Origin of the sequence: Sphingomonas sp. CFBP 13733 (genome assembly GCF_014841795.1) — a bacterium.
Lineage (GTDB): Bacteria > Pseudomonadota > Alphaproteobacteria > Sphingomonadales > Sphingomonadaceae > Sphingomonas > Sphingomonas aerolata.
The window spans coordinates 571,337-595,865 of the sequence record NZ_JACYUP010000003.1 but is presented as its reverse complement, the minus strand read 5'-3'; the positions used below and the strand labels follow the sequence as shown (position 1 = coordinate 595,865).

23 protein-coding genes are annotated in these 24,529 nt (G+C 67.3%); 15 read left to right on the top strand and 8 right to left on the bottom strand.

Annotation, left to right across the window (positions count from 1 at the left end):
* Positions 1 to 5 precede the first annotated feature (5 nt).
* From IFT71_RS11440 to IFT71_RS11420, 5 genes are all read left to right on the top strand, one after another.
* Positions 6 to 3,389: an error-prone DNA polymerase gene (locus tag IFT71_RS11440; RefSeq protein WP_342212638.1), complete on the top strand. Its 3,384-nt coding sequence runs from the start codon at positions 6 to 8 to the stop codon at positions 3,387 to 3,389.
* An 88-nt stretch (positions 3,390 to 3,477) separates the two neighbouring features.
* Positions 3,478 to 4,374, top strand: a complete 897-nt coding sequence (locus IFT71_RS11435; RefSeq protein ID WP_056673149.1) for a tetratricopeptide repeat protein — start codon at positions 3,478 to 3,480, stop codon at positions 4,372 to 4,374.
* Positions 4,371 to 4,973, top strand: coding sequence for an LON peptidase substrate-binding domain-containing protein (locus IFT71_RS11430; RefSeq protein ID WP_031395355.1), 603 nt, complete (start codon positions 4,371 to 4,373; stop codon positions 4,971 to 4,973). Before IFT71_RS11435 ends, IFT71_RS11430 begins: the two co-directional genes overlap by 4 nt.
* A complete protein-coding gene (locus IFT71_RS11425; RefSeq protein WP_192140883.1) occupies positions 4,970 to 5,158 on the top strand; it encodes a Trm112 family protein in 189 nt (62 codons plus the stop codon). The genes IFT71_RS11430 and IFT71_RS11425 overlap by 4 nt, the downstream gene beginning before the upstream one ends.
* Positions 5,158 to 5,790, top strand: a complete 633-nt coding sequence (locus IFT71_RS11420; protein ID WP_192140882.1) for a DUF2238 domain-containing protein — start codon at positions 5,158 to 5,160, stop codon at positions 5,788 to 5,790. The genes IFT71_RS11425 and IFT71_RS11420 overlap by 1 nt, the downstream gene beginning before the upstream one ends.
* Here IFT71_RS11420 and IFT71_RS11415 read toward each other — a convergent pair.
* Positions 5,772 to 6,986, bottom strand: a complete 1,215-nt coding sequence (locus IFT71_RS11415) for a UbiH/UbiF/VisC/COQ6 family ubiquinone biosynthesis hydroxylase (RefSeq protein WP_192140881.1) — start codon at positions 6,984 to 6,986, stop codon at positions 5,772 to 5,774. The genes IFT71_RS11420 and IFT71_RS11415 overlap by 19 nt on opposite strands.
* 143 nt (positions 6,987 to 7,129) lie before the next feature.
* Here IFT71_RS11415 and IFT71_RS11410 point away from each other — a divergent pair, with 143 nt between their 5' ends.
* The 5 genes from IFT71_RS11410 to IFT71_RS11390 all read left to right on the top strand — a co-directional run bounded on the left by IFT71_RS11410 (position 7,130) and on the right by IFT71_RS11390 (position 12,881).
* Positions 7,130 to 9,445: a DNA translocase FtsK gene (locus IFT71_RS11410; protein WP_056406624.1), complete on the top strand. Its 2,316-nt coding sequence runs from the start codon at positions 7,130 to 7,132 to the stop codon at positions 9,443 to 9,445.
* Between the two features lie 210 nt (positions 9,446 to 9,655).
* Positions 9,656 to 10,276, top strand: a complete 621-nt coding sequence (locus IFT71_RS11405; RefSeq protein ID WP_031395416.1) for a LolA family protein — start codon at positions 9,656 to 9,658, stop codon at positions 10,274 to 10,276.
* A 261-nt stretch (positions 10,277 to 10,537) separates the two neighbouring features.
* Positions 10,538 to 11,320, top strand: coding sequence for an exodeoxyribonuclease III (locus IFT71_RS11400; protein WP_192140880.1), 783 nt, complete (start codon positions 10,538 to 10,540; stop codon positions 11,318 to 11,320).
* Positions 11,317 to 12,372, top strand: a complete 1,056-nt coding sequence (ribA, locus tag IFT71_RS11395) for a GTP cyclohydrolase II (RefSeq protein ID WP_244654872.1) — start codon at positions 11,317 to 11,319, stop codon at positions 12,370 to 12,372. Before IFT71_RS11400 ends, ribA begins: the two co-directional genes overlap by 4 nt.
* On the top strand, positions 12,369 to 12,881 hold the full coding sequence (locus tag IFT71_RS11390; protein ID WP_192140879.1) for a YdcF family protein: 513 nt from the start codon (positions 12,369 to 12,371) through the stop codon (positions 12,879 to 12,881). Before ribA ends, IFT71_RS11390 begins: the two co-directional genes overlap by 4 nt.
* Here IFT71_RS11390 and IFT71_RS11385 read toward each other — a convergent pair.
* Both IFT71_RS11385 and IFT71_RS11380 read right to left on the bottom strand, forming a co-directional pair.
* Positions 12,878 to 13,561, bottom strand: a complete 684-nt coding sequence (locus tag IFT71_RS11385; protein ID WP_192140877.1) for an HAD family hydrolase — start codon at positions 13,559 to 13,561, stop codon at positions 12,878 to 12,880. The two genes, IFT71_RS11390 and IFT71_RS11385, sit on opposite strands and share 4 nt — an antisense overlap.
* Positions 13,558 to 14,238: a YggS family pyridoxal phosphate-dependent enzyme gene (locus IFT71_RS11380; RefSeq protein WP_192141259.1), complete on the bottom strand. Its 681-nt coding sequence runs from the start codon at positions 14,236 to 14,238 to the stop codon at positions 13,558 to 13,560. The genes IFT71_RS11385 and IFT71_RS11380 overlap by 4 nt, the downstream gene beginning before the upstream one ends.
* Positions 14,239 to 14,278: 40 nt before the next feature.
* Between IFT71_RS11380 and IFT71_RS11375 the strand changes: the two genes are divergently transcribed.
* Positions 14,279 to 14,791 (top strand): thiamine phosphate synthase, encoded by a 513-nt coding sequence (locus IFT71_RS11375; RefSeq protein ID WP_192140875.1) that lies wholly within the window; start codon positions 14,279 to 14,281, stop codon positions 14,789 to 14,791.
* Between the two features lie 43 nt (positions 14,792 to 14,834).
* Here IFT71_RS11375 and IFT71_RS11370 read toward each other — a convergent pair whose 3' ends face one another.
* Entirely contained in the window at positions 14,835 to 15,545 is a 711-nt protein-coding gene (locus tag IFT71_RS11370) for a hypothetical protein (protein WP_234387526.1), read from the bottom strand.
* A gap of 247 nt (positions 15,546 to 15,792) precedes the next feature.
* Between IFT71_RS11370 and IFT71_RS11365 the strand changes: the two genes are divergently transcribed.
* The 4 genes from IFT71_RS11365 to holA are packed head-to-tail and all read left to right on the top strand — an operon-like array spanning position 15,793 to position 20,279.
* Positions 15,793 to 16,224, top strand: coding sequence for a DUF3576 domain-containing protein (locus tag IFT71_RS11365; protein WP_031396163.1), 432 nt, complete (start codon positions 15,793 to 15,795; stop codon positions 16,222 to 16,224).
* 10 nt (positions 16,225 to 16,234) lie between these two features.
* Positions 16,235 to 18,748: a leucine--tRNA ligase gene (leuS, locus tag IFT71_RS11360; protein WP_192140873.1), complete on the top strand. Its 2,514-nt coding sequence runs from the start codon at positions 16,235 to 16,237 to the stop codon at positions 18,746 to 18,748.
* Positions 18,745 to 19,263: an LPS assembly lipoprotein LptE gene (gene lptE, locus IFT71_RS11355; RefSeq protein WP_031396161.1), complete on the top strand. Its 519-nt coding sequence runs from the start codon at positions 18,745 to 18,747 to the stop codon at positions 19,261 to 19,263. The genes leuS and lptE overlap by 4 nt, the downstream gene beginning before the upstream one ends.
* Positions 19,260 to 20,279: a DNA polymerase III subunit delta gene (gene holA / locus IFT71_RS11350; RefSeq protein ID WP_192140866.1), complete on the top strand. Its 1,020-nt coding sequence runs from the start codon at positions 19,260 to 19,262 to the stop codon at positions 20,277 to 20,279. Before lptE ends, holA begins: the two co-directional genes overlap by 4 nt.
* A 71-nt stretch (positions 20,280 to 20,350) precedes the next feature.
* Here the strand turns inward: holA and IFT71_RS11345 are convergent, their stop codons facing one another.
* The 4 genes from IFT71_RS11345 to mnmG are packed head-to-tail and all read right to left on the bottom strand — an operon-like array spanning position 20,351 to position 24,504.
* Positions 20,351 to 21,262: a ParB/RepB/Spo0J family partition protein gene (locus tag IFT71_RS11345; RefSeq protein WP_192140864.1), complete on the bottom strand. Its 912-nt coding sequence runs from the start codon at positions 21,260 to 21,262 to the stop codon at positions 20,351 to 20,353.
* Between the two features lie 10 nt (positions 21,263 to 21,272).
* The gene (locus IFT71_RS11340) at positions 21,273 to 22,055 is read right to left on the bottom strand and encodes a ParA family protein (protein ID WP_031396158.1); all 783 of its coding nucleotides are present in this window, start codon (positions 22,053 to 22,055) and stop codon (positions 21,273 to 21,275) included.
* Positions 22,052 to 22,672 carry a 16S rRNA (guanine(527)-N(7))-methyltransferase RsmG gene (locus IFT71_RS11335; RefSeq protein ID WP_192140862.1) on the bottom strand — a complete coding sequence of 207 codons (621 nt, stop codon included), beginning with the start codon at positions 22,670 to 22,672 and terminating at the stop codon, positions 22,052 to 22,054. The genes IFT71_RS11340 and IFT71_RS11335 overlap by 4 nt, the downstream gene beginning before the upstream one ends.
* Positions 22,669 to 24,504: a tRNA uridine-5-carboxymethylaminomethyl(34) synthesis enzyme MnmG gene (gene mnmG / locus IFT71_RS11330; protein ID WP_192140860.1), complete on the bottom strand. Its 1,836-nt coding sequence runs from the start codon at positions 24,502 to 24,504 to the stop codon at positions 22,669 to 22,671. Before mnmG ends, IFT71_RS11335 begins: the two co-directional genes overlap by 4 nt.
* Positions 24,505 to 24,529 lie beyond the last annotated feature (25 nt).

Genomic DNA, 24,529 nt, shown 5'->3' with positions numbered 1-24,529 from the left:
GCGCCGTGACCGCCTTTTCCGATTCCGCCTTTGCCGAACTCGTCGCGGCGACCAATTTCTCGTTCCTCGACGGCGCGAGCGATGCCGGAACCATGGTCGGTCGCGCGGTCGAGCTGGGCCTTGGCGGCATCGGCATCGCCGATCGCAATACCGTCGCCGGCGTGGTCCGCGCGCACCAGGCGTTGAAGAAGGCCAAAGACGGACTGTTGGGGATGATGCTGCCGCCGATCGACTTCCGGCTGATCGTCGGGGCGCGGCTGGTGTTCGAGGACGGGACCCCCGACATCGTCGCCTATCCTTCGACCCGGCGTGGCTGGGGGCGCCTGACCCGTTTGCTCACCGTCGGCAACCGTCGCGCTGAAAAAGGCGGCTGCATCCTCGGGCTCGGCGACCTGATCGCGCATCATGCCGACATGATGCTGGTGGTGATGCCCGAGAGCAGCTCGCGTGGCGCAACGGCCGTCTCGCCGCTGCCCGACGGTGACACGCTGCCCGAACGCCGAGATCGCGACCTGTCGAGCGTCCTCCACGCGGTGAAGCGGCTGGGGGCGGACTGTGTCTGGCTCGGCGTGACGATGCCGCGCGGCGGACGCGATCGGCGGCGGCTGGCACGGCTGGCGGGGCTCGCCGACGCCGCGGGCATACCCGTGCTCGCGACCACCGATGCGCTCTATGCCTATCCCGACGATCGCGACCTGCACGACATCGTCACCTGCATCCGCGAGGGCACCAGCATCCACAAGGCCGGTCGCCTGCTCGCCGCCAATGGCGAACGCCATCTGAAGGACACAGACGAGATGGCGCGGCTGTTCCGCGATCGTCCCGATGCGGTCGGGCAAAGCGCCCGCCTGATGGCGCGGATCGCGTTCTCGCTCGACGACCTGCGCTACGAATATCCGCATGAGCCTGTTCCGCCGGGATGGGAGGCGCAGGACTGGCTGGAGCATCTCGTATGGCAGACCGCGCTCGAACGCTATGATGACCGCGTACCCGACAGGATGCTGGCGCTGCTCCATGAGGAGTTCACGCTGATCCGCGAGAAGAACTACGCCTATTACTTCCTGACCGTCTCCGACATCGTCCGGTTTGCGCGCAGCTGCGACCCGCCGATCCTGTGTCAGGGGCGCGGCTCGGCGGCCAATTCGGTGGTCTGCTATCTGCTCGGCGTCACCTCGGTCGATCCGATGAAATACGACCTGCTCTTCTCGCGCTTCGTGTCCAGCGAACGCGACGAGCCCCCCGATATCGACGTCGATTTCGAGCATGAGCGGCGCGAGGAGGTGATGCAGTATATCTATCGTCGCTATGGCCGCGACCGCGCGGCGATCGCTGCGACGGTCATCCATTATCGCCCCAAGAGCACGGTGCGCGAGGTCGGCAAGGCGCTGGGCCTGACCGAAGACGTGACGCAGAAACTGACGAGCACGGTCTGGGGCAGTTTTTCGAGCCGGTTCGACGAACGCCGCTTCACTGAAACCGGGTTCGATCCCGACAATCCCGAGATCGCGCGGCTTCGTGAGATGGTCGACCGGCTGCTCGAATTCCCGCGGCATCTGTCGCAGCATGTCGGCGGGTTCGTGCTGACGCAGGGACGGCTCGACGAAATGGTGCCGATCCACAACGGTGCGATGGTGGACCGCACCTTCATCGAATGGGACAAGGATGATATCGACGCGCTGGGGCTGATGAAGGTCGATATCCTCGCGCTCGGCATGCTGACCTGCATCCGCAAGAGCTTCGACCTGATGCGCGAGCATGGCCACGGCGATCACCTGCTCGACACGATTGCCGTCGCCGAGGACGATCGTGTCTATGACATGCTGTGCAGGGGCGACAGCATCGGCGTGTTCCAGGTCGAAAGCCGCGCGCAGATCAACATGTTGCCGCGGCTGCGTCCGCGCAAACTCTATGATCTGGTCGTACAGGTCGCGATCGTGCGCCCCGGACCGATCGAGGGCGACATGGTCCATCCCTATCTCCGCCGCCGCAGCGGCAAGGAAAAGGTCGACTTCCCCTCGCCCCACCCGCGTTTCGGCCCGCCCGACGAACTCCAGCAGCTGCTCCGCTTCACCTATGGCGTGCCGCTGTTCCAGGAACAGGCGATGAAGCTGGCGATCGTCGCGGCGGGGTTCACGCCGGGCGAAGCGAACCAGTTGCGCAAGTCGATGGCGACGTTTCGAAAGGTCGGCGGCATGGATAACTTCCAGGCCAAGCTGATCGGCGGCATGGTTCGCCGTGGCTATGAGGCGGAGTTCGCCGAACGCTGTTTCAAACAGATTGAGGGGTTCGGATCCTACGGCTTTCCCGAAAGCCACGCGCTGTCGTTCGCGCGTCTGGTCTATGTCTCGTCGTGGATCAAATGCTTCCACCCCGCGGTGTTCACCTGCGCGCTGCTCAATTCGCAGCCCATGGGGTTCTACGCTCCGGCACAACTGGTGCGCGACGCGGTCGAACACGGGGTGACCGTGCTGCCCGTCGATGTGAATGCGAGCCTGTGGGACAATAGGCTCGAAGCCGGCACCACGGCCGGGCAGGAATCGTTGCGCCTCGGCTTTAGGCAGGTCGACGGGTTCCGCGCGGAATGGGCGCACAATCTCGTCGCGGCGCGCACGCGCGCGCGCTTTACCGGGATCGAGGACCTTGCCCGCCGCGCCGACCTGCCGCAGCGCGCGATGAACCTGCTCGCCGATGCGGATGCGTTCCGCTCGCTCGCCAAGGATCGCCGCGAGGCGCTGTGGGACGTCCGCCGCACCCCGCCCAAACAGCTCGCGCTGTTCGCCGCCGCCGACGTGCCCGAGCTGGGCGTCGAACCCGATGCACAGCTTCCCGCGATGCCGCTGTCCGAACAGGTCGCCGCCGATTACCAGACGACCGGCCTGTCGCTGAAGGCGCATCCGATGGCGTTTCTGCGCGATCGCTTCGCCGCCGAGGGGATCCTGTCGAGCGCGCAGGCCTGTGCCACCAGGGACGGCCGGCGCGCCAGGGTCGCGGGCATCGTCCTCGTCCGCCAGCGTCCGGGCAAGGGCAATGCGATCTTTGTGACGATCGAGGACGAGACCGGCGTCACCAACGGGCTGATCTGGGCGCGCGATTTCGAGGCGAACCGCCGCGCCGTGATGGCCTCGCGGCTGATGGTTCTCGAAGGGGTGATCCAGCGCAGCGAGGAGGGTGTCACGCATCTGATCGCATCGCGCGTCCAGGATCGTAGCGCGATGCTCCGGTTCCTGTCCGAGGACCATGCGCTCGACGCGCCACTGTGCCGCGCGGACGAAGTGGTCCGCTCCGCCCCGACGCGCAGTCCGGATTCACGGTCATCTCTGTCGCAACCCTCGCGCGCGCAGCATCCCCGCGACGTGCGTGTCCTGCCCAAGTCGCGCGACTTCCATTGAGAGTGTCGGTAAGATGGTGGCAATCACCGCGCCGCCGCCCCAGATAGCGCAGAGTTCAATACGGGAGTGTATGTTGGCCACGCTTGGAATGTCGCCTGCCGAGAAGGACGCCGTCGAGGCGTTCCGTCGCGATGTCGTCGAACCGTCGATGACGAAACTCGTGATCATCGACTTCTGGGCGGAATGGTGCGGGCCGTGCAAGGCGCTCGGGCCGACGCTCGAAAAGGTCGCCGCCGATTATGCGGACAAGGGCGTCGTGCTGGCGAAGGTCGATACCGACAAGAACCAGTTCATTGCCGCGCAATTCCAGATCAAGTCGATCCCGACCGTCTATGCGATGTACCAGGGACAGCTGGTCGCCGACATGACCAGCGCACGCACCGATTCACAGCTACGCGTGATCCTCGATCAGTTGCTCAAGCAGCTGCCGATCGAAGCGGAGGCCAATACCGACGCCCCCGACATCGAACCGCTGATCGCGATGGGTGAGGAGGTCCTTGCCGAGGGCGACGGGGAACGCGCGCTCGGTATCTTCCGCCAGATCGCCGACATGGCGCCCGAGCACCCCGCGGTCCATGCCGGCTTCGTCCGCGCGCTCGTCCTGACCGGGCAGCTCGACGAGGCGGCGGACTGGCTTGCGAATCTGGACCCCGCGATCGCCAAGGATCCGGCGATCCACCGCGCGCAGGCCGCGCTGGCGCTGGCCCAGTCCGCGCCGCCGGTCGCCGACCTGTCACCGCTGATCGCCGCGGTCGAGGCAGCACCAGACGACCTGGCCGCACGCTTCGCACTCGCCAATGGCCAGATGGCGGCGAACGACCGCGATGCCGCCGCGGACAGCTTCCTCGCCATCATCGCCGCGGATCGCGACTGGAACGAGAGCGCCGCGCGGACGCAGCTGCTGAAATTGTTCGAGGTGGTGGGCCTTGAGGATCCCTGGGTCTCTGGACAGCGGCGGCGCCTGTCTGCGATCCTGTTCGGATGACGACCCGGCTCTCCATCTTCCCCCTGCCCGGCGCGCTGCTGTTCCCGGGCATGCAGTTGCCGTTGCACCTGTTCGAGCCGCGCTATCGGGCGATGATCAGCGACGCGATGGCGCGCGACCGGCGGATCGGCATGATCCAGCCGCGCGGTGATGATGGAGAGCTCTACGCACTGGGCTGCGTCGGCAAGATCGCCGAAGTCGAGGCGCTGGAGGACGGGCGGTACAATGTCGTGCTTGAGGGCGTCGCGATGTTCCGCATCGTTCGCGAACTCGATGTCACCACGCCCTTCCGCCAGGTCGAGGCAGAACTGCTGCCGGTGATCGAGGACGACACGCTGTCGCTCGGCCGGCGCTCGTCGCTCGAACTCGAATCGCGTCGCTTTGCCGACGTGCAGGGCTATGCGGTCGACTGGGACGCGGTCGCGCGGCTCGACGATGAGAGCCTGGTCAACGGCATCGCGCAGATCGCCCCGTTTGATTCCGCCGCCAAGCAGGCGCTGCTCGAGGCTCCCGACATCGAAACGCGTGCCGAACTGATCATCCAGCTGATGCAGTTCTTCGGGCGACATGACGGCGACGAACAGGTGACGCTGCAATGAGCGGGCTCGATCCCTGGCTGCTCGAACGCCTCGTCTGTCCGGTGTCGCGCACGCCCTTGCGCTACGACGAAGCCTCGCAGGAACTGATCTCCGATGCGGCTGGCCTTGCCTATCCGATCCGCGACGGCGTGCCGGTGATGCTGGTCGAAGAGGCGCGGCCAACCGATGGTGCCGCAACCGCCTGATGTCGAAACCCGACCGCCGCCTCGTCGTTCTGGGGGCGGCCTGGAGCATCGGGCTCGCGGCATCGGGATGGTCGCCCTTCGACCGCGCCACCTGGTGGATGGAGGTGGCGCCCGTCCTGATCGCCTTTCCGATCCTGGTGGCGCTGCGTCACCGGTTCGCCTTCACCCCTTTGGCGCTGTTCTTGATCGCGTTTCATGGCTTCGTGCTGATGCTGGGTGGCGCCTATAGCTATGCCCGCGTCCCGGTCGGTTTCATGGTGCAGGACTGGCTGCATCTCGCGCGCAATCCCTATGATCGGTTCGGTCACCTGATCCAGGGCTTCGTCCCCGCGATTGTGCTGCGCGAGCTGTTGATCCGGGGTCGGCATATCGCCTCGCCACGGCTGCTGACCATCACCGTCCTCGCCTGTTGCCTCGCCATCAGCGCGTTGTACGAACTGATCGAATTCGGCGCGGCGGTTTCGCTCGGCGAGGGCGCGGACGCGTTTCTCGGTACGCAGGGCGACCCCTGGGATACGCAGTGGGACATGCTGATGTGCCTAGTCGGCGCCGCACTCGCCGTCATGCTGCTGTCCCGCCCGCACGATCGCCAGATCGCGCGGACGGGTGATGGTCAGATCGTCAGGCCCTGAAGCAGCTTGGGCAGGTCGCCGCTCTCGCCGCGCGCCTCTGCCATGAAGCGATCCTTGAGCGGTGGTAGCGCGTTGACCGCGCTGATGCCGAAGCGGCGCACCGCGCTCGCGGTCTTGCCGGGCATGCCGAACAGCCGGGTCAGCGTGTCGGTCGCGGCCGCGGTCATGAACGTGTCGAGCCCGCGCCAGCGCTGGTAGCGCGCGAGCAGCGCCGCATCGCCGAGGTCGAGGCCGAGCCGTTTGCCCTCGACCAGCACCTCGGCGAGCGTCGCCACATCGCGAAAGCCGAGATTGAGCCCCTGTCCCGCAATCGGGTGGATACCGTGCGCTGCATCGCCAACCAGCGCGAGCCGCGCGTCGGTGATCCGGGCGGCGTGCTGAAAGCCGAGCGGATAGGAAGAGCGCGGCGTCAGCGTCGACAGCTCGCCGAGAAAGCCGCCCATGCGCTTGGTCGCTTCGGCGAGGAAGGCGCGGTCACCCATCTTGAGCATGCCCGCGGCGTTTTTCGTGTCGACGGTCCACACGATCGCCGAGCGATGCCCCTCCGCATCGTCGGGCAGCGGCAGCAGCGCGAACGGGCCGCTGGCGTAGAAGATCTCGTAGGCGACGTCCTCATGCGAGCGTTCGTGATGAAAGGCGGCGATGATCGCGGTGTGATCATAGGACCAGTGCGCCATCGTGATCCCGGCCGCCTCGCGCGTCGGCGACTTGCGCCCTTCGGCGACGACGACCAGCGGCGCGCGGACTACCGCGCCCGAATCGAGCGTCGCGGTCACCCCCGCGGCGCTGCGGTCGAGATCGGTCGCGCGCGTCATCATCCGCAGGTCGACATGCGCCGCCGCGCTCGCGGCATCGAACAGCGTGTGACGGAGCAGCTTGTTCTCGTACATCGTGCCCAGCGCGCCGTCGTCCGCGGCGGGGACGAAATCGAGCTTGCCCGGTTCCAGCCCGTCGCTGACCCGGATCTGGCGGATCGCACAGCCCTGCCCGGCCAGCGTCGCGCCGACGCCGATCGCATCGAGCATCCGGTGGCTCGCGCTCGCCACCGCCGAGGCGCGGCCATCGAAACCCGGCGCCAGCGTGACGGCGGGGTCCGCCGGATCGATCACGATCGTCGAGATGCCGTGCACGTCGAGCGCCACGGCGAGCGTCGCACCGACAAGCCCGCCACCGAGGATGAGTACATCTGTGTCCATGTTGCCGCTCTATCCCGCCCGCCCGCCGCTGCCAACGCCGATCCGGGGTCGCTTTAACCCGTGTTGTCGCGTGCTCGCCTTGACGTCGGACCCGCCCGGCGCGATGAAAAGTCGGATTTTCGCACATTGAAGGATTTGAGGTCATGGCCAGCCGCGCGCAGCCAGCCTTATGGCGTGAGACGGTAAAGGCGGGGGCGGTGCGCAGCGGCGCGCTGATCGCCGCGATCGCGCTGTTCGTCGCGACGTTGCTGATGGCGCTGGCGCTGGCCAGCTATCATGCCAGCGATCCGGCGCTGAACACCGCGTCGGGCGGCTATCCGGCCAACCTGATCGGGCCGCCGGGCGCGTGGTTCGCCGATATCGCACTGTCGCTGTTCGGCCCCGCCGTCGCGCTGCTGCTGCCGGTCGGGCCGATCCTTGCGATGCGGCTGTGGCGGGACCTGCCGGTCGGACGCTGGGCACGGATGCTGCGCGGCGCGGCGCTCGGCGTCGCGCTGATGGCCAGCGCGCTCGCCTTCGTGTCCGATGCGTCGGTGCTCGCACTCCCCGCGGGCTGGGGTGGCATCATCGGCCTGTCGGTCGCCAATGCGGTGCATTGGGGTCTTGGATTCCTGGGCCAGCCGGTCGCCGAACTCTGGTCGGCGCGCGCCGTCGGCCTGGTCGCCGCGATCGCGGGTGCGATCGTCTGGGGCAAGAGCATCGAGATCGATCTGGGCGAGCGCAAGTGGCGCTTCCGGCGCAACCGGATCCCGGCGCTCGGCTATGATGACGGGGCCGACGGCTATGTCGGTGGGCCTGACGACGAGGACGAGCCGCTGACGCTGACGCGCAAGCCCGTCGAGCCGCGCGCGATCGCCGAACCCGATCCACGCCCCGCGCCCGTCATCGCCGACCGCCAGAACGCGCCGTCACAGGCGAAACCCAAGGAACGCCAGCTCGACCTGCGCGACAATTACACGCTGCCGAGCGTCGACCTGCTGACGCCGTCGCCGCCGAGCCAGGGCAATGTCGTCGACAAGGCCGGGCTCGAGCGCAACGCGCGGCTGCTGGAGAATGTGCTCGACGATTTCCACGTCAAGGGATCGATCATCGAGGTGCGGCCGGGCCCGGTCGTGACGATGTACGAGCTCGAGCCCGCGCCCGGCATCAAGGCGAGCCGCGTGATCGCACTGGCCGACGATATCGCGCGCAACATGTCGGCGATCTCCGCACGCGTCGCGGTGATCCCGGGACGCAATGTGATCGGCATCGAACTGCCCAATGCACGGCGCGAGGCGGTGTCGCTGCACGAGCTCGTCGGCAGCCAGACGTTCGAGGATCAGGCCGCGCAGCTGCCGATCATCCTGGGCAAGAACATCGCGGGCGATTCGGTGATCGCCGACCTCGCGCCGATGCCGCATCTGCTCGTCGCCGGGACGACGGGGTCGGGCAAGTCGGTCGGGCTCAACAGCATGATCCTGTCGCTGCTGTACAAGCTGACGCCGAACCAGTGCCGAATGATCATGATCGATCCGAAGATGCTCGAGCTGAGCATGTACGACGACATCCCGCATCTGCTGTCGCCGGTCGTCACCGATCCCGCCAAGGCGGTGCGCGCGCTGAAATGGGCGGTCGAGACGATGGAGGATCGCTACCGCCAGATGTCGTCGGTCGGCGTGCGCAGCCTCGCCGGCTTCAATGACAAGGTGCGCGGTGCCAAGGCGAAGGGGCAACCGCTCGGGCGCAAGGTGCAGACCGGCTATCACCCCGACACCGGCGCGCCGATGTACGAGGAGGAGAAGCTCGAATATGACGTGCTGCCGCAGATCGTGGTGATCGTCGACGAGCTGGCCGACCTGATGATGACCGCGGGCAAGGAGGTCGAATTCCTCATCCAGCGATTGGCGCAGAAGGCGCGCGCGGCGGGCATCCACCTGATCATGGCGACTCAGCGGCCATCGGTCGACGTCATCACCGGTGTCATCAAGGCCAATCTGCCGACGCGGATCAGCTTCCACGTCACGTCGAAGATCGATTCGCGCACCATTCTCGGCGAACAGGGCGCCGAACAGCTGCTCGGCAAGGGCGACATGCTCTACATGCCCGGCGGCAAGGGCATCGTCCGCGTCCACGGGCCGTTCGTCAGCGATGACGAGGTCCGGCTGGTGGCGGATCACTGGCGGTCGCAGGGCCTGCCCGATTACATCTCGTCGGTAACCGAGGAGCCCGAGGACGGCTTCACGCTCGAAGGCTCCCCGACCGGCGAGGATTCGGCGGAGGACCAGCAATATCGCAACGCCATCCAGCTGGTCTGCGAATCGCAAAAGGCGTCGACCTCGTGGCTGCAGCGGCAGTTGCGGATCGGCTACAACTCGGCCGCACGGTTGATCGAGCGGATGGAAAAGGACGGCATCGTCGGCCGGCCCGATCATGTCGGACGCCGCGAGGTCCTGCGCGATACCGAAGGGCATGCGATCTGAGGGGTTGAGGGGGGCGTCCAGCACACCCCTGCCCGTCATCCCAGCGAAGGCTGCGATCCAGAGCCCCAAGACCCGGCCTATGCGGCGCTGGATCCCGGGTCAGGCCCAGGATGACGGAGGCTCTGGCGGCGATGACCCGATCCTCACGCATCCCAGTTCACAACCCGTTCAAGCCGGGCCCGGCATTGCCCGGCGTCCAAGGAGATTTCGATGTTCAACACCCGCCCCGCGGTGATCGCGACGATCGCCGCCCTCTCGGTCGCCGCCGTGCCGTCGCCGATCGCCGCACAGGCGACCGGCGACCTCGCCGCCGTCCAGAAGCACCTGCAATCGGTCACGACGATGACCGCCGACTTTTCGCAGGCGGATCGCAACGGCAAGGTGCTGACCGGCGTGCTGACGCTCAAGAAGCCGGGCAAGCTGCGGTTTCAGTATGAGAAGGGCGTGCCGATCCTGATCGTCGCCGAGGGCGGCGCGCTGACCTTCATCGACTATTCGGTGAAGCAGGTGCAGCGCTGGCCGATCAAGAACTCGCCGCTCGGCGTGCTGCTCGACCCGAGTCGCGACATCACGCGCTATGCCAAGCTGGTGCCCGGCTATGACAACCGCGTCGTCTCGGTCGAGGCGAACGACCCCAAGCATCCCGAATATGGCCGCATCACCTTGGTCTTCGCACGCGATGCCGCCGCCCCCGGCGGGCTGATGCTGCAAGGCTGGGTCGCGCTCGACAGCCAGAACAACCGGACCACCATACGCCTGTCCAAGCAGAAATTCGGCGGACCGGTCAGCGACAACACCTTCCGGTGGAACGACCCGCGCCGGACCCGGTGAGTCTGGTCACCTCCTGAAAATGAACGGCATTGTCGTTTCATTCATCCCGGCGACAGGTTCCTGGCGCTAGGGGCTGAGTCGCGGATGTGGGGCATTCGGGATTTTTCCCCCTGTTGCCCGGATGGTGTCCCCATTGTCTGCCTGCGTGACGAACGCTGAGTCGGCCCTCGCTCCACGCCCCCGGAGCGGGGGTCTTTTCGTTGATCGGCACGCCGCCGCGCGATCCTTGTCGCCACCCCCACGCGGCGCTACATCGCACGCGTGAAAATCGTCTCCTGGAACATCAACTCGGTCCGCTTCCGGATCGCCATCGTCGAGCAGTTTCTGAAGGAAGCCGCGCCCGACATCCTGTGCCTCCAGGAAACCAAGGTCGTCGACGACGACTTCCCCTTCGAGACGTTCCGCGCGCTCGGCTATGAGCATATCGTGCTCCACGGCCAGCGGATGCATCACGGCGTCGCGATCCTGAGCAAGGTGCCGATCGTCGCCGACGACCGGTTCGACTGGCAAGCGAACAGCGAAGCCCGCCACGTCGGCGTGCGCCTCGAAAACGGCGTGCGGCTGGAGAATGTGTACATTCCAGCTGGCGGCGACGTCCCCGACCGCGACGCCAATCCGAAATTCGGCCAGAAGCTCGACTTTCTCGAGCGGATGACGCGCTGGTCGGAAACGCTAAGCGGCCCGACGATCCTGGTCGGCGATTTCAACATCGCGCCGCTTGAGGCGGACGTCTGGAGCCACAAGCAGCTGCTCGACGTCGTCAGCCATACGCCGGTCGAGGTCGAGGCGCTGGCCCGGCTCCAGGCAGCGGGAAACTGGGTCGATCTCGGCCGCCGCTTCCATCCCGCCCCTGCGCGGCTGTTCACCTGGTGGAGCTACCGCGCGAAGGACTGGGCGACGTCCGATCGCGGGCGGCGGCTCGATCACATGTGGGCGACGGGCGCGGCCGCGGAGGCCGCGATCGCGCATCACGTCTTCGAGCCGTGCCGCAGCTGGCTCAAGCCCTCCGACCATATCCCGATCCTGACCGAGTTCGCCTTTTGAGCGATCGCCCCAATCCGCGCGCCGCGGCCCGCGCGGTCGATGCCCTGCGCCGCGGCTGGCCGATCGCGATCGACGGACTGACGTTGCTCGCGGTCGAGACGGCGGACGCGGACCGGCTCGCGGCATTCGATCCACCGGCGACCGGCGGGGTGCTGATCTCGTCTGGACGGGCGGTGACGCTGAAGCTCGCCAATCAGCTCGAGGCGGCCGACCCGACCGCCCCCGTCCTGGTCGATCGCGCGCCCTGGATCGATTTTCCTGCCGCGACCGCGCTTGCCGACCCGCAGTTCGACCTCGCGACGCCGCTCAAGGGTCCGTTCCGCACCCTGCCCGTCCCGCACCCTGACGCCGCGGCGGCGGCGCTCAGGCTGGCACGGATCGCCGGGCTGTTGCCCGCCTTCTTCCTGGGCAGCGGGGCGCCCGAGGCGACCGCGACCGCCGCCGATATCGAGGCGCATGAGGATGCGACCCGGCTCGTCATCGCGACGCGGGCGCGGCTGCCGGTCGAGGGTGCGGAGGATGCCGAGATCGTCGCCTTCCGTTCGCCGGAAAGCGCCGACGAACACATCGCCCTCCTGATCGGGCAGCCGAATGGCGATGCCCCGCTCGTCCGGCTGCACAGCGAATGCCTGACCGGTGACGTGCTCGGCAGCCTCAAATGCGACTGCGGGCCGCAGCTCCACGCCGCAATCCACGCGATCCAGCACAGCGGCTGGGGCATATTGCTCTATCTGCGTCAGGAGGGGCGCGGCATCGGCCTGGTCAACAAGCTGCGCGCCTATGCGCTGCAGGATCAGGGGTTCGACACGGTCGACGCCAATACCCGGCTGGGCTTTGCGATCGATGCACGCGATTTCGGTGTTGCCGCGCGGATGCTGAGCCTGCTCGGCCAGAACCAGGTCCGGTTGCTCACCAACAATCCGGCAAAGGTCGCCGGACTCGAAGCGACTGGTGTGACGGTGGCGGAGCGCGTTCCCCATGCGCTGCCCGCGAATCCGCACAATGCCCGCTATCTTGCGACCAAGCGCGACCGCACCGGGCATCAGCTTTGATCGATATACCTCCCTCGCGGCGGCTGATCGTCGTGTTCGGCGCCGCGGTGCGTGCGGACGGCAGCCCGAGCCCGACGCTCAAGCGACGGATCGCGTTCGCGGCAGCGGCGGCGGCACGCTATACCGAGGCGGACCTGTTCTGTTCGGGGGCGATCGGCCGTCATGGTCCGTCGGAGGCGTCGGTGATGGCCGACCGGCTGGCGGAAACGGTCGATCGGTCGCGGATCCATCTCGACGAAGCCAGTCTCGATACACTGCAGAGCGTGGTCGCAGCCACCCGGTTCGCCCGCGCGGGGCATTATGCCCAGTGCATGATCTGCACCGACGGCTATCACCAGCCCCGCATCCGCATGTTGTTTGCGATGCTGGGAATGCCCGCCAGCGCGATCCACGTCCCGCATGGCGGCAGCCGCCGCTACCAGATCAAGATGCGCGCACGCGAGGCTGCGGCGATCCCCTATGACCTGGTGGCGGGCGTCGGCGCGATCCTGCGCAGGCGGCGGACCTAGGCACCGTCTCGCAGGACACGCGCCACCGCGTCGAAATCGTCGGCCAGCGCATCGACGCCGATCGCCTTCAGCCGCGCGCCGTGGTCCGGCCCGCAATGCGACCCCGCGGACAGTCCGATGACATAGCCGCCCGAGGCCACCGCGCCGGTCGCGCCGACCGGGGAATCCTCGAGGATCGCGGTCCGGCCGATGTCGACGCCCAGCCGTTCGGCCCCATACAGATAGAGGTCAGGCGCAGGCTTGCCGTTCGTGACATGCTCGCGGCCGCTGTAGAGATGATCGCCGAACGCGTCGCGCAGGCCGATATGGTCGAGGTGCCGCGCGATCCAGCGAGTCGGGCTCGACGAGACGATCGCCTTGGGCAGATCGGCCGGCAAGGCGCGGACGAAGGCGACCGCACCCGCGATCGCCTCGATACCCGCGGCCATAACGCGGTCGTCCTCCGCCTTGCGCGCCGCGTAGAACGACTCGGGCAGCGGCCGGTCGATCCAGCGCTCGATCGCGTCGACGAATTGCGGCCCGGCAAGCCCCATGAAGTTCGCCATCGACTCCTCCGGGGTGATCGGATGCCCCGCGGCGGTCAGCCATTCGGCGATATGCCGGTTGCCGAGCGCCTCGCTGTCGATCAGCACACCGTCGAAATCGAACAGCAGCGCGTCGAACCGGACTGCGCCGGTCATGCGCGATGCCCCCGCGCGCCGAACAGCGCGCTGCCGATCCGGACGTGCGTCGCGCCGATCGTCACCGCGGTCTCGAAGTCGTCGGACATGCCCATGCTCAGCCCCGACAGCCCGCAATCGCGCGCAAGCTTTGCCAGCAGCGCGAAATAGGGTGCGGGCTCGACATCGGCTGGGGGCAGGCACATCAGCCCCGCGACCGGAAGGTCGGCCGCACGCGCCGCGTCGAGCAGCGCGGGCAGGTCGGCGATCGCACAGCCGCCCTTTTGCGGCTCATCACCGATATTCACCTGGAGATAGCAGTCGGGCCGCCGTCCGCTCTCGCGCATCGCCTTGCCGAGCGCCGTGACCAGCGACGGACGATCGACGACATGGATGCAGTCGAACAGCGCGACCGCGTCCGCCGCCTTGTTCGACTGCAATTGCCCGATCAGGTGCAGGACGACGTCGGGGTACCGCGCCTTGAGCGCTGGCCATTTGTCCGCCGCTTCCTGGACGCGATTCTCGCCGAATATCCGCTGACCCTGTTCGAGCAGGGGTTCGATCGCCGCCGCCGGATGCGTCTTCGACACCGCGATCAAGGCGACGTCCTCGGGCTTGCGACCGGCGATCTCGGCGGCCTTGGCGATTCGCGCGCGGATCTCGGCCAGGCGCTCCGCGCGGTCGGTTTCGTCGGTCATGCCGTTCGTGTCTGTCATGCGGGGCGCTATAGGCAGCAAGATGCCGCACCGAAACCCCGTCCCGCGCCTCTGGCTGATGACCGACGAGCGGATGGGCGATGCGCTATGGCGCGCGCTGCAGTGTATTCCGCCCGGATCGGGGGTCGTGATCCGCCATTATCAGACGCCCCCGGCGCAGCGTCGGGCGCTGGCGCTGCGCATCCGCCGCATCGCGCTGGCACGACGGCTGGTGGTGGTCGCACGGCCCGGATTTGCCGGGATCGACGGCGTGCATGGCGCCGGCCGCGGTGGGAGCCTGCGGACCTGGCCCGCGCATGATCGGCGCGAGGCGATGCTCGGCGCGCGGGCCGGTGCCGACGCGTTGTTCGTGTCGCCGATCTATCCGACGCGGTCGCATCCGGGAGCGCCAGCAATCGGTCCCGCAGCCGCGCTGCGGGTAGCGCGCGGGCTCGGCCTGCCGATCATCGCACTGGGCGGCATGACGGCAGCACGGTCGCGGCGACTCAGGATGCTGGGCTTTCACGGCTGGGCAGCGATCGATGCTTGGACGTGATGGGGCCGGTTCACGGCTTATCGCCGGTCACGCTGCGCCCGGATCAGAAGCGGAAGGCGGTCCCAAGATAGACGGCTTGGCTGTCGCGACGATCGTCCTCGAGCCGAACAAACCGCTCACGGTCCGACCGATAGCGGACGCCCGCGGTCACATCGATGTTGCGCGTCAGCGAATAGGATCCGCCAAGATCGACCGAATAGCTCGGCGCATCCTCGACGAGACGCGGCGTATTGGCGAGCGGACGATCCGCCGCAGCCTTGACGCTACCCGTAAACCGCTTGCCCGCATAACTGACCGCCACATCGGCGGAGCTCCGGCTGCCCGGCATCCCGGCCAGATCGACGCGTGCCAGATCGCCCGACACCGCAAACCGCTTCCAGCCGACCGACATGCCCAGATTATACGCGATCGGCGCCAATCCGACGGTCGGCGCGGTGCTGGTCGCGAGACGCGTGGTATCGATACCACGGTTGGTCTGCGCGCGGACAGCGACGGTGACGGCGCGATTGTCGCGACGCGTTTCGGCCGGGGTGAAGCGGAAGCTACCGGCATCGAACCCGCCGCGCGCGAACAGCGCCGCAAGCCGGGGATCCGCCGCCGATGGGGTAAAGCCGCCCGTGCCCCGCACCGACAGCGCCGGGCGCTTGGCGATGCGGACCTGCTGTTCGGAGGCGCCGAACGCGGGCGCGACGAAGACCGCAGCGGCAGCAGCCACTCCGGCGAACATCCCGACCATCACGCGCTTGGCGACCAAAACAACAACTCCCTGCGAATCTTTTATAGACGAATCTTGTTACGATTCCTTCGCTGAACGGCAGCTAACACAGATCGATCCCCGTCAGCTATCCGCACCTAATGATTATCCAAAGGTGTTGCATCAGACACACAGAACAGGTCGACCGCCTCGGTTGCCGGACGAATTGCAGACGCCCACCCCATCCTTGCGGGTAGCAGGCCCGCCCTGTAGAGGCTGACGACGATCTATTGCCAGGATGATGCCGATGTTCCGCCCGCGTACCGCCCTCGTGGTTCTCGCCGCTCTGCCGCTGGTTGCGTGCGGCGGCGGCAGCGCCCGTCCCAAGGCCGATCTGGCCGCGTCGAAGATCACCACGATCGGCGTCAACAGCTATCTCTGGCGCGCGACGCTCGACACGCTGAGCTTCATGCCGCTGCTCCAGACCGACTCCAATGGCGGCGTCATCGTCACCGACTGGTACGTCAACCCGCAGACCCCGGCCGAGCGGATGAAGGTAACGGTATCGATCCTCGACCAGGACCTGCGCGCCGATGCCGTCCGCGTCGCGGCGCTGCGCGAGATCAACCGCAACGGCCAGTGGGTGTCCGCACCCGTCCAGGCGGCGACCACGCAGAAGCTCGAGGACATCATCCTGACCAAGGCCCGCGACCTGCGTCGCGCCTCGATCGCGGGCTGAGGACGACATCATGGCGTCGCGTTTCAATGCGTTGAAGGCGGACGCGGCGTGGCAGAAGGTCTGGGACGAACGCAACACGTTCGCCGCCGACGATTCTTCGACCAAGCCGCGCTCGTACGTGCTCGAGATGTTTCCCTATCCGTCGGGGCGCATCCACATGGGGCATGTCCGGAACTATACGATGGGGGACGTGCTCGCGCGATTCCGTCGGATGAAGGGCATGGAAGTGCTCCATCCGATGGGCTGGGACGCGTTCGGCATGCCCGCCGAGAATGCGGCGATGGAAAAGGGCGTGCATCCGGGCAACTGGACGCGCGCCAACATCGCGACGATGAAGGCGCAGCTGAAGCGCCTCGGCTTCGCGCTCGACTGGACGCGCGAACTGGCGACGTGCGAGCCTGACTATTACGGGCATGAGCAGGCGCTATTCCTCGACCTGTTCGCGGCAGGCTTGGTCTACCGCAAGGAATCGGCGGTCAACTGGGATCCGGTCGACATGACCGTGCTCGCCAACGAACAGGTGATCGACGGGCGCGGCTGGCGCTCGGGCGCGCTGGTCGAGCGGCGCAAGCTGTCGCAGTGGTTCCTGAAGATCACCGATTTCGCCGACGAGCTGGTCGACGGGCTCGGCGCGCTCGAGCACTGGCCCGACAAGGTCAAGCTGATGCAGGAGAACTGGATCGGCCGCAGCCAGGGCCTGCAGTTCAAGTTCGCGCTGGCGGGCAATGCGACCGGCATCGACTCGGTCGAGGTGTTCACGACGCGTCCCGACACGATGTTCGGGTCGAGCTTCGTCGCGGTCGCTGCGGATCATCCGATCGCGCGCGCCATCGCCGAGACGGACACCGATGCGGCTGCGTTCATCGAACTCTGCAAGCGTGGCGGCACCACCGCGGCCGAACTCGACACGCAGGAGAAGCTGGGCTTCGACACCGGTATCCGCGCGACGCACCCGCTCGACAAGAGCTGGGAGCTTCCGGTCTACATCGCGAACTTCGTGCTGATGGAATATGGCACCGGCGCGGTGTTCGGCGTCCCCGCACATGACCAGCGCGATCTCGATTTCGCGCGCAAATACGATCTGCCCGTCAAGCGCGTCGTCTCCGAAGGCGATGACGAGGCCCCCGTGTTCGTCGGCGACACCGCCTGGACGGGTGCGGGCGCTCTGGTGAACTCGCACTTCCTCGACGGCATGGACATCGAGGACGCCAAGCGCGTCGTGATCGAGCGCGCCGAGGGCGAAGGCTGGGGCAAGGGCACGACCGTGTTCCGCCTGCGCGACTGGGGCGTCAGCCGCCAGCGTTACTGGGGCACGCCGATCCCGATCATCCACTGCGACGCGTGCGGCGCGGTGCCGGTGCCCAAGGACCAGCTGCCGATCGTGCTGCCCGAGGACGTGTCGTTCGACATTCCCGGCAACCCGCTCGATCGCCATCCGACGTGGAAGAACGTCCCCTGCCCTAGCTGTGGCGGGAATGCGCGACGCGAGACCGATACGCTTGACACGTTTGTCGATTCATCGTGGTATTTCATCCGCTTCGCCAGCCAGCCGGACGCCAAGCCGTTCGACCGGACGGGCGCGGAGAAGTGGCTGCCGGTCAACCAGTATATTGGCGGCGTCGAGCATGCGATCCTGCATCTGCTCTACGCCCGCTTCTGGACGCGCGCGCTGAAGCATATCGGCATGCTCGACATCGCTGAGCCGTTTGCTGGGCTGTTCACGCAGGGGATGGTCACGCACGAAACGTACAAGTCCGCGGACGGCCGTTGGCTCGGCCCCGACGACGTGCGCGACGGCATCGAGATCGCGACGGGTGACGCGATCACCATCGGTCGCGTCGAGAAGATGTCGAAGTCGAAGAAGAACACCGTCGATCCCGAGCCGATCGTCGACCAATATGGCGCCGACGCGGTGCGCTGGTTCGTGCTCTCCGACTCGCCGCCCGAGCGCGACCTTCCCTGGAGTGAATCGGGTATCGAAGGCGCGTGGCGGTTCGTCCAGCGTCTCTGGCGCCTGATCGAGGCCGACGGTGCCGCCACGGCCGAGGGCGACGACATCGCTCTGCGCAAGCTGTGCCATCGCACCACGGTGGGTATCGAGAGCGATATCAATGGCTTGCAGTTCAACAAGGCGGTCGCACGGCTCTACAGCCTGTGCAGCGCGATCGAGAAGGCATCGCCGTCCGCCGACCGCGAACAGGCGATCCGTACGTTGCTGCTGCTCGTCAGCCCGATGGTGCCGCACGTTGCCGAGGAAGCCTGGGCGACCGCCGGTAACGATGGCCTGATCGCCGACGCCGCGTGGCCCGAAGTCGATCCGGCGCTGCTGGTCGATGACGAGGTCACCATCGCGGTGCAGGTCAACGGCAAGCTGCGTGATACGCTTGTCTTCCCCAAGGGCGCGCCGAAGGATGAGGTCGAGGCGGCCGCGCTCGCCTCCGACAAGATCGTCCGCCTGCTCGAGGGCAAGCCGCCCCGGAAAGTGATCGTCGTGCCCGACCGCCTCGTGAACATCGTCGCATGACGCGGTACGCGCTTCTTGCGGGAGCCCTGCTGCTCTCGACCAGCCTGGCGGGTTGCGGGCTGCATCCGCTCTACTCGGGCGGCAGCAGCGGCGCGGTTGCCGGCACCCTCGGTCAGGTCGAGATCACGCCGATCGAGGGTAAGTCCGGGTGGCTGATGGCAACCGCGCTGCGCGACCGGTTGCCGTCGAACGGCGCGGCGCCGCTGTATCGGATCGACATCCGGCTTGAGGACCAGATCAACGGCCTCGGCGTCCGTCGCGACGACAGCGTGTCGCGCGAACGCCGAATCCTGCGCGCGCGCTATCAGCTCGTCCGGATCGGCGACGGTACCGTCCTGCTCGACGCGACGGCGGGATCGGACGCGGGCATCGATGTCGTCCGGTCCGAATATGCGACGATCGCCGCGGAAAACACCGCGCTGGAACGTCTGTCGGGAATCGTCGCGGATCAGATCGTCGCGCGGATCGCGCTTTATGCGCAGCGGACCCCGCCGGCCCCCACGCCGGCCCCGTGAAGGCCAGCGCCAACCAGATCCGCGCCGCATTGGCCAGGCCCGGCCCCGATATCCGTCTCTATCTCCTCCACGGCCCAGACGAGGCCGGCGCAAGCGACCTCGCCCGCACGCTCGCCAAGGCGATGGGGCCCGATGCGGAGCGCGTCGATCTGGATGGCGCACAGCTCAGATCGGATCCCTCGCGGCTCGCCGACGAGGCGGCGGCCATGTCGCTCTTCGCCACCGCGCGTCACGTCCGCGTCGCGTCGGCGGGCGAGGAAAGCCTCGATGCATTCACCACGCTGTTGAACGCCGATCGCGCGGGCAACCCGGTCGTCGCGATCGCGCCCAGCGTCAAGACGAGTGCGAAGATCGTCAAGCTCGCACTCGAATCGCAGCGCGCGATGGCGTTCGCCTGCTACGCGCCGACCGCGGCCGATGCGGAGCGGCTCGCCAGCACGATGGCGGGCGAACAGGGCCTGCGCCCTGCCCCCGGCGTCGCGCGTCGCCTGGTCGAGACCACCGGTGGCGACCGGGCGGTCATCGCGCGCGAGATCGACAAGCTCGCGCTGTATCTCGACGCAAGCGCCGAACGACCGCATGATCTCGACCACGCCGCGCTCGATGCGATCGGCGCGGACCTCGGCGAGGCGGAGATGGGTCAGGCGATCGACGCGGCGATCGAGGGGCGTGTCGCCGATCTCGGGACCGAACTCGCGCGGCTGGAAGAAGCCGGCACCTCGCCGATCCCGTGGCTGCGTCAACTCGTCCGCAGGCTGATCGCGCTCGCCGAGATGCGCGGCGAGATCGATCGCGGCGAGTCCGTCGATACGGTGATGAAGCGCCACCGCGTCTTCTTCCGCGACGAGGCACAGACCGCCAAGTCGCTCCGCCGCTGGTCGCCGGTGATGCTCGCTACGGCCATCGCCCGCGTCCGCACCGCCGAACGTGCGATCATGGCCCCGGGCAATCCCGGCGGGGTCGTCGCGGATGCCGCCATCGTCGCCCTTGCCCAGGCGATCGCGCGCAGAAACTGAAGCGGGTAAATGCCTTCCCCGTCAGGCGGACTTACCGGAGGAGAGGACGCTAACCGCTCCGCCCCAAACGTTCAGATCGCCCCGCCCGTCAGCCGTTGGCACACCATGTCGAGCTGATCGAGCGTCGAATAACTCAGCGTCAGCGTGCCGCCCGTCTCACTATGCGCAACGCGCACCTGTAGACCCAGCAGATCGGCCAGCTGCCGCTCGAGCGCTGCGATATCCGCATCGGGGATCCGCGCCTCGTTCGCCGCGGTCGCCGCAGCCCCGCCCGACCGAGTCCGGCCCGGCTTGGCATCACGCGCCAGCTTTTCGGTCTCGCGCACCGAAAGCCCGCGCGCCACCACCTGGTCGGCGAGTGTCTCGACATCGGGCGAACCGAGCAGCGCGCGCGCATGCCCCATCGACAGCGATCCTTCGACCACCTGCGACTGAACCTGCGCAGGCAGTTCGAGCAGCCGCAACAGGTTGGCGACATGGCTGCGCGACTTATGGACGATCTTGGCCAGCACCTCCTGCGTATGGCCATATTCGGCCGCCAGGCGCTGATAGGCCTGCGCCTCCTCGATCGCGTTGAGATCCTCGCGCTGGATATTCTCGATCAGCGCAATTTCGAGCGTCTCGGCGTCGTCGAAGTCGCGGACGACGACCGGGACCTCGTGCAGTCGCGCCCGTTGCGCCGCGCGCCAACGGCGCTCACCCGCGACGATCTGATAATCATGCCCGTGCGGCCGCACGATGATCGGCTGGATCAATCCGCGCGCCGCGATCGAGGCGGCAAGCTCGCTTAGCATAGCCTCGTCGAAATGCCGGCGGGGCTGGTCCGGATGCGGCGACAGCGAACTGACCGGCAGCATGCGCACGCCGCTATGGGTCGGCGCGTCGCCGCTGGCGTTGACCGGCGCCTCACGGGCCATCTCGCCGAGCAGCGCGTTCAGCCCGCGGCCGAGCCCCGGCCGGCCGCGCTTGGTACCTTCACTCATGCCAATACCCTCACGCGGCTGCTCGTGCCGATACCGGAAGCCGACCGATCATCTCGCGAGCAAGCGCGATATACGCCTGCGATCCGCTGCAGCGATGGTCGTAGATCAGCGCCGGAAGTCCGTGACTGGGCGCTTCCGACAGCCGTACGTTGCGCGGTATGACCGTTTCGAACACGACCTTGCCCAGCACCGCGCGGACATCCGCCGAGACCTGATCGGTTAGCCGGTTGCGGCGGTCATACATTGTCAGCGCGACGCCGAGGATCGACAGGCCGGGGTTGAACCGCTGACGGATACGCTCGACCGTGCTGAGCAACTGCGACAGGCCTTCGAGCGCGAAGAATTCGCACTGGAGCGGCACGAGCAGCGCATCCGCTGCAACCATCGCATTGATCGTCAGCAACCCGAGCGAAGGCGGACAATCGATCAGCGCGATATCCCAATGCCCGGTCGAGTCCTGCATCGCACGATCGAGCCGATGCGTCCGCGCATCGAATTCGACGAGCTCGATTTCCGCCCCCGACAGATCGACCGTCGCGGGGATCACGTCGAGCCGGGGCACGCGGCTGTGCACCACGGCCTGGTCGATCGTCGCTTCGCCGATGAGGACGTCATAGCTTGATTTGACGCGTTGCGCATGGCCGATGCCAAGACCGGTCGAGGCGTTGCCCTGCGGGTCGATATCGACCAGCAGCACCCGCATTCCCGTCGCCGCCAATGCGGTCGCGAGATTGATGGCACTGGTGGTCTTGCCCACCCCACCCTTCTGATTGGCGACCGCGATGGTGATCATCGCGCGCGGACTCGATCCAGAACCACGATAGACGACTCCGGGTTCGTGACGCTTTGTTCCACGTGGAACACAAAGTGCCAAGGCTTCTGAAGCGCGGTGATCTCTGCCTCATCGAGACGCCCCCGAGGCAATAGCCACCGCGTCTCTGTTGTGGCGCAGTGCGCCGCGCCACGCAAAAGGTTTTCGAGCGAGGCGACGGCGCGCGCCGAAATGATCCGCGCCGTTGCAGTGACGGACTCGACCTTGGTCGGATGCACCCGGACCTGCTCGCCGAGCCCGAGCCTAGCGACACAAAGCTGGAGAAAGTCCGCGCGACGCCGGCGTGGTTCGACAAGATCGACCGGCCCGTCGCGGACCAGCGCAACGACCATGCCGGGAAATCCACCTCCGGTCCCGATGTCGAGCCAGCGCATCGCATCTGTTTCAGGGCCCGCGAGTGCAACCAGCTGAAGCGAGTCGACGACGTGCCGCTCCCAGATCGTCGGGATCGTCGAAGGCGCGATCAAATTCTGATGCGCGGCTTCCTCGACGACCATCGCGACGAACGCCGCAACCCGCTCGGTCGCGACGGGGCCAAACCGCTCGAGGACCCAGGTCCGTGCTTCGTCTTCGGTCATGCCGGCACTCGTTTCGTATGGAGAAGCACCGCAGACAGCGCCGCGGGCGTGATGCCCCGGATGCGTGCCGCAGCGGCCAGAGAGAGCGGTCGTGCCGCACTCAATCGGTCGATCATCTCGTTCGACAGACCGGGGACCCGATCATAGGCAAGATCCTGGGGTAACAGGATCGCCTCGTCCGCCCGCAACCGCGCGACCTCCTGCGCCTGCCGTTCGATATAGGGGGCGTAGCGCGCATCCTCGACGACCTCGTCGACCACCGCTGCCGGGATCCCGATCGCCGCATCAGGCGCGACATGCGCGAGCTTCACGCCCTCGAAGCGCAACCAGTCAAACGCCGTCCGCCGCGCGCCATCGCGGCCGACCGCCACGCCCTGATCCGCGATCTCCGTCGCGGTCCGTTCGCCGTGCAGTGCGGATCGGAACCGGGCCCGGTCTTCGCCACGCGCGCGTTGATGGGCGAGCCGCGCGGTGCCGAGGCAACCCGCCACCTCCGCAATCCCGCCCAGCCGCGTCTCGGCATTGTCCGCGCGCAGCGACAGCCGGAACTCGGCACGCGCGGTCAGCATCCGGTACGGCTCGGTAACGCCTTGCAGGACAAGGTCGTCGATCATCACGCCGAGATAGCTCGACGCGCGGTCGAGGATCACCGGTGCCAGATCACAGGCATGCGCCGCCGCGTTCAGGCCAGCGACCAGCCCCTGCCCCGCCGCCTCTTCATAGCCGGTGGTCCCGTTGAGCTGGCCGGCGCAGAACACGCCGTCGATCGCGGGAAGCGCCAACCGCGTATCGAGCGCGCGCGGATCGATATAATCATATTCGACGGCATAGCCCGGCATCGTCATCACGACACGCTCAAGCCCGGGAATGCTCGCGAGCATCGCCGCCTGCACCTCGACTGGCAAGGACGTCGACAGACCATTGGGATAGATCGTTGGGTCGTCGAGACCCTCGGGTTCGAGGAACAGCTGATGGCCGTCGCGGTCACCGAAGCGGGAAACCTTGTCCTCGATCGACGGACAATAGCGCGGCCCCGCCGCCTCGATCGCGCCGGTGAACAGCGGCGATCGGTGGAACGCGGCGCGGATGATCGCATGCGTCTCGTCCGTCGTCCGCGTGATCGCACAGGCGACCTGCGGCAGGATACGGTCGGTCGTCATCGGCGACATCGTCCATGGCTCGGGATCGGAGGGCTGCTCGGCAAGCGCGCCCCAGTTGATCGTCCGCCCGTCGAGCCGTGGCGGAGTCCCGGTCTTCAGCCGCGCCATGGGCAGCGCACGCGCGCGGAGCTGGTCCGCCAGTGGCTTCGCCGCACGCTCGCCGATCCGGCCCCCTTCCTCGCGGTCGTCGCCACGGAAGATCCGCCCGCCCAGAAACGTTCCGGTCGCCAGCACCACCGCACGGGCGGCGACCACGGCGCCGTCGGCGAGCACGACACCCGCGACGCGATCACCGTCCAGATGCAGCGCGCTGACCTCGCCTGCGATGATCGACAGGTTCGGCGTCGCCGCCAGCTGTGCCTGGATCGCCGCCGCATAGAGCCGGCGGTCCGCCTGGATCCTGGGCCCCTGGACCGCGGATCCCTTGCTCCGATTGAGCATCCGGTGATGGATCGCCGCGGCATCGGCAGCGCGTCCGATCAGCCCGTCAAAGGCATCGACCTCGCGGACCATATGGCCCTTGCCCAGCCCGCCTATCGCCGGGTTGCATGACATCGCGCCGATCTGGCGCGCGTCGAACGACACCAGCGCGGTACGCGCGCCCCTCCGCGCTGCCGCGGCTGCGGCTTCGGTCCCGGCATGGCCACCGCCAACCACCACTACATCGAACATGTAATCGCCGTAGAGCGACGCAACG

Excerpts from the sequence above, each read along its gene's own strand:
- IFT71_RS11435 (WP_056673149.1), top strand. The coding sequence starts at position 3,478 with ATGTCGCCTGCCGAGAAGGACGCCGTCGAGGCGTTCCGTCGCGATGTC.
- IFT71_RS11430 (WP_031395355.1), top strand. The coding sequence starts at position 4,371 with ATGACGACCCGGCTCTCCATCTTCCCCCTGCCCGGCGCGCTGCTGTTC.
- IFT71_RS11425 (WP_192140883.1), top strand. The coding sequence starts at position 4,970 with ATGAGCGGGCTCGATCCCTGGCTGCTCGAACGCCTCGTCTGTCCGGTG.
- IFT71_RS11420 (WP_192140882.1), top strand. The coding sequence starts at position 5,158 with ATGTCGAAACCCGACCGCCGCCTCGTCGTTCTGGGGGCGGCCTGGAGC.
- IFT71_RS11415 (WP_192140881.1), bottom strand. The coding sequence starts at position 6,986 with ATGGACACAGATGTACTCATCCTCGGTGGCGGGCTTGTCGGTGCGACG.
- IFT71_RS11410 (WP_056406624.1), top strand. The coding sequence starts at position 7,130 with ATGGCCAGCCGCGCGCAGCCAGCCTTATGGCGTGAGACGGTAAAGGCG.
- IFT71_RS11405 (WP_031395416.1), top strand. The coding sequence starts at position 9,656 with ATGTTCAACACCCGCCCCGCGGTGATCGCGACGATCGCCGCCCTCTCG.
- IFT71_RS11385 (WP_192140877.1), bottom strand. The coding sequence starts at position 13,561 with ATGACCGGCGCAGTCCGGTTCGACGCGCTGCTGTTCGATTTCGACGGT.
- IFT71_RS11380 (WP_192141259.1), bottom strand. The coding sequence starts at position 14,238 with ATGACCGACGAAACCGACCGCGCGGAGCGCCTGGCCGAGATCCGCGCG.
- IFT71_RS11375 (WP_192140875.1), top strand. The coding sequence starts at position 14,279 with ATGCCGCACCGAAACCCCGTCCCGCGCCTCTGGCTGATGACCGACGAG.
- IFT71_RS11365 (WP_031396163.1), top strand. The coding sequence starts at position 15,793 with ATGTTCCGCCCGCGTACCGCCCTCGTGGTTCTCGCCGCTCTGCCGCTG.
- leuS (WP_192140873.1), top strand. The coding sequence starts at position 16,235 with ATGGCGTCGCGTTTCAATGCGTTGAAGGCGGACGCGGCGTGGCAGAAG.
- lptE (WP_031396161.1), top strand. The coding sequence starts at position 18,745 with ATGACGCGGTACGCGCTTCTTGCGGGAGCCCTGCTGCTCTCGACCAGC.
- IFT71_RS11345 (WP_192140864.1), bottom strand. The coding sequence starts at position 21,262 with ATGAGTGAAGGTACCAAGCGCGGCCGGCCGGGGCTCGGCCGCGGGCTG.
- IFT71_RS11340 (WP_031396158.1), bottom strand. The coding sequence starts at position 22,055 with ATGATCACCATCGCGGTCGCCAATCAGAAGGGTGGGGTGGGCAAGACC.
- IFT71_RS11335 (WP_192140862.1), bottom strand. The coding sequence starts at position 22,672 with ATGACCGAAGACGAAGCACGGACCTGGGTCCTCGAGCGGTTTGGCCCC.
- mnmG (WP_192140860.1), bottom strand. The coding sequence starts at position 24,504 with ATGTTCGATGTAGTGGTGGTTGGCGGTGGCCATGCCGGGACCGAAGCC.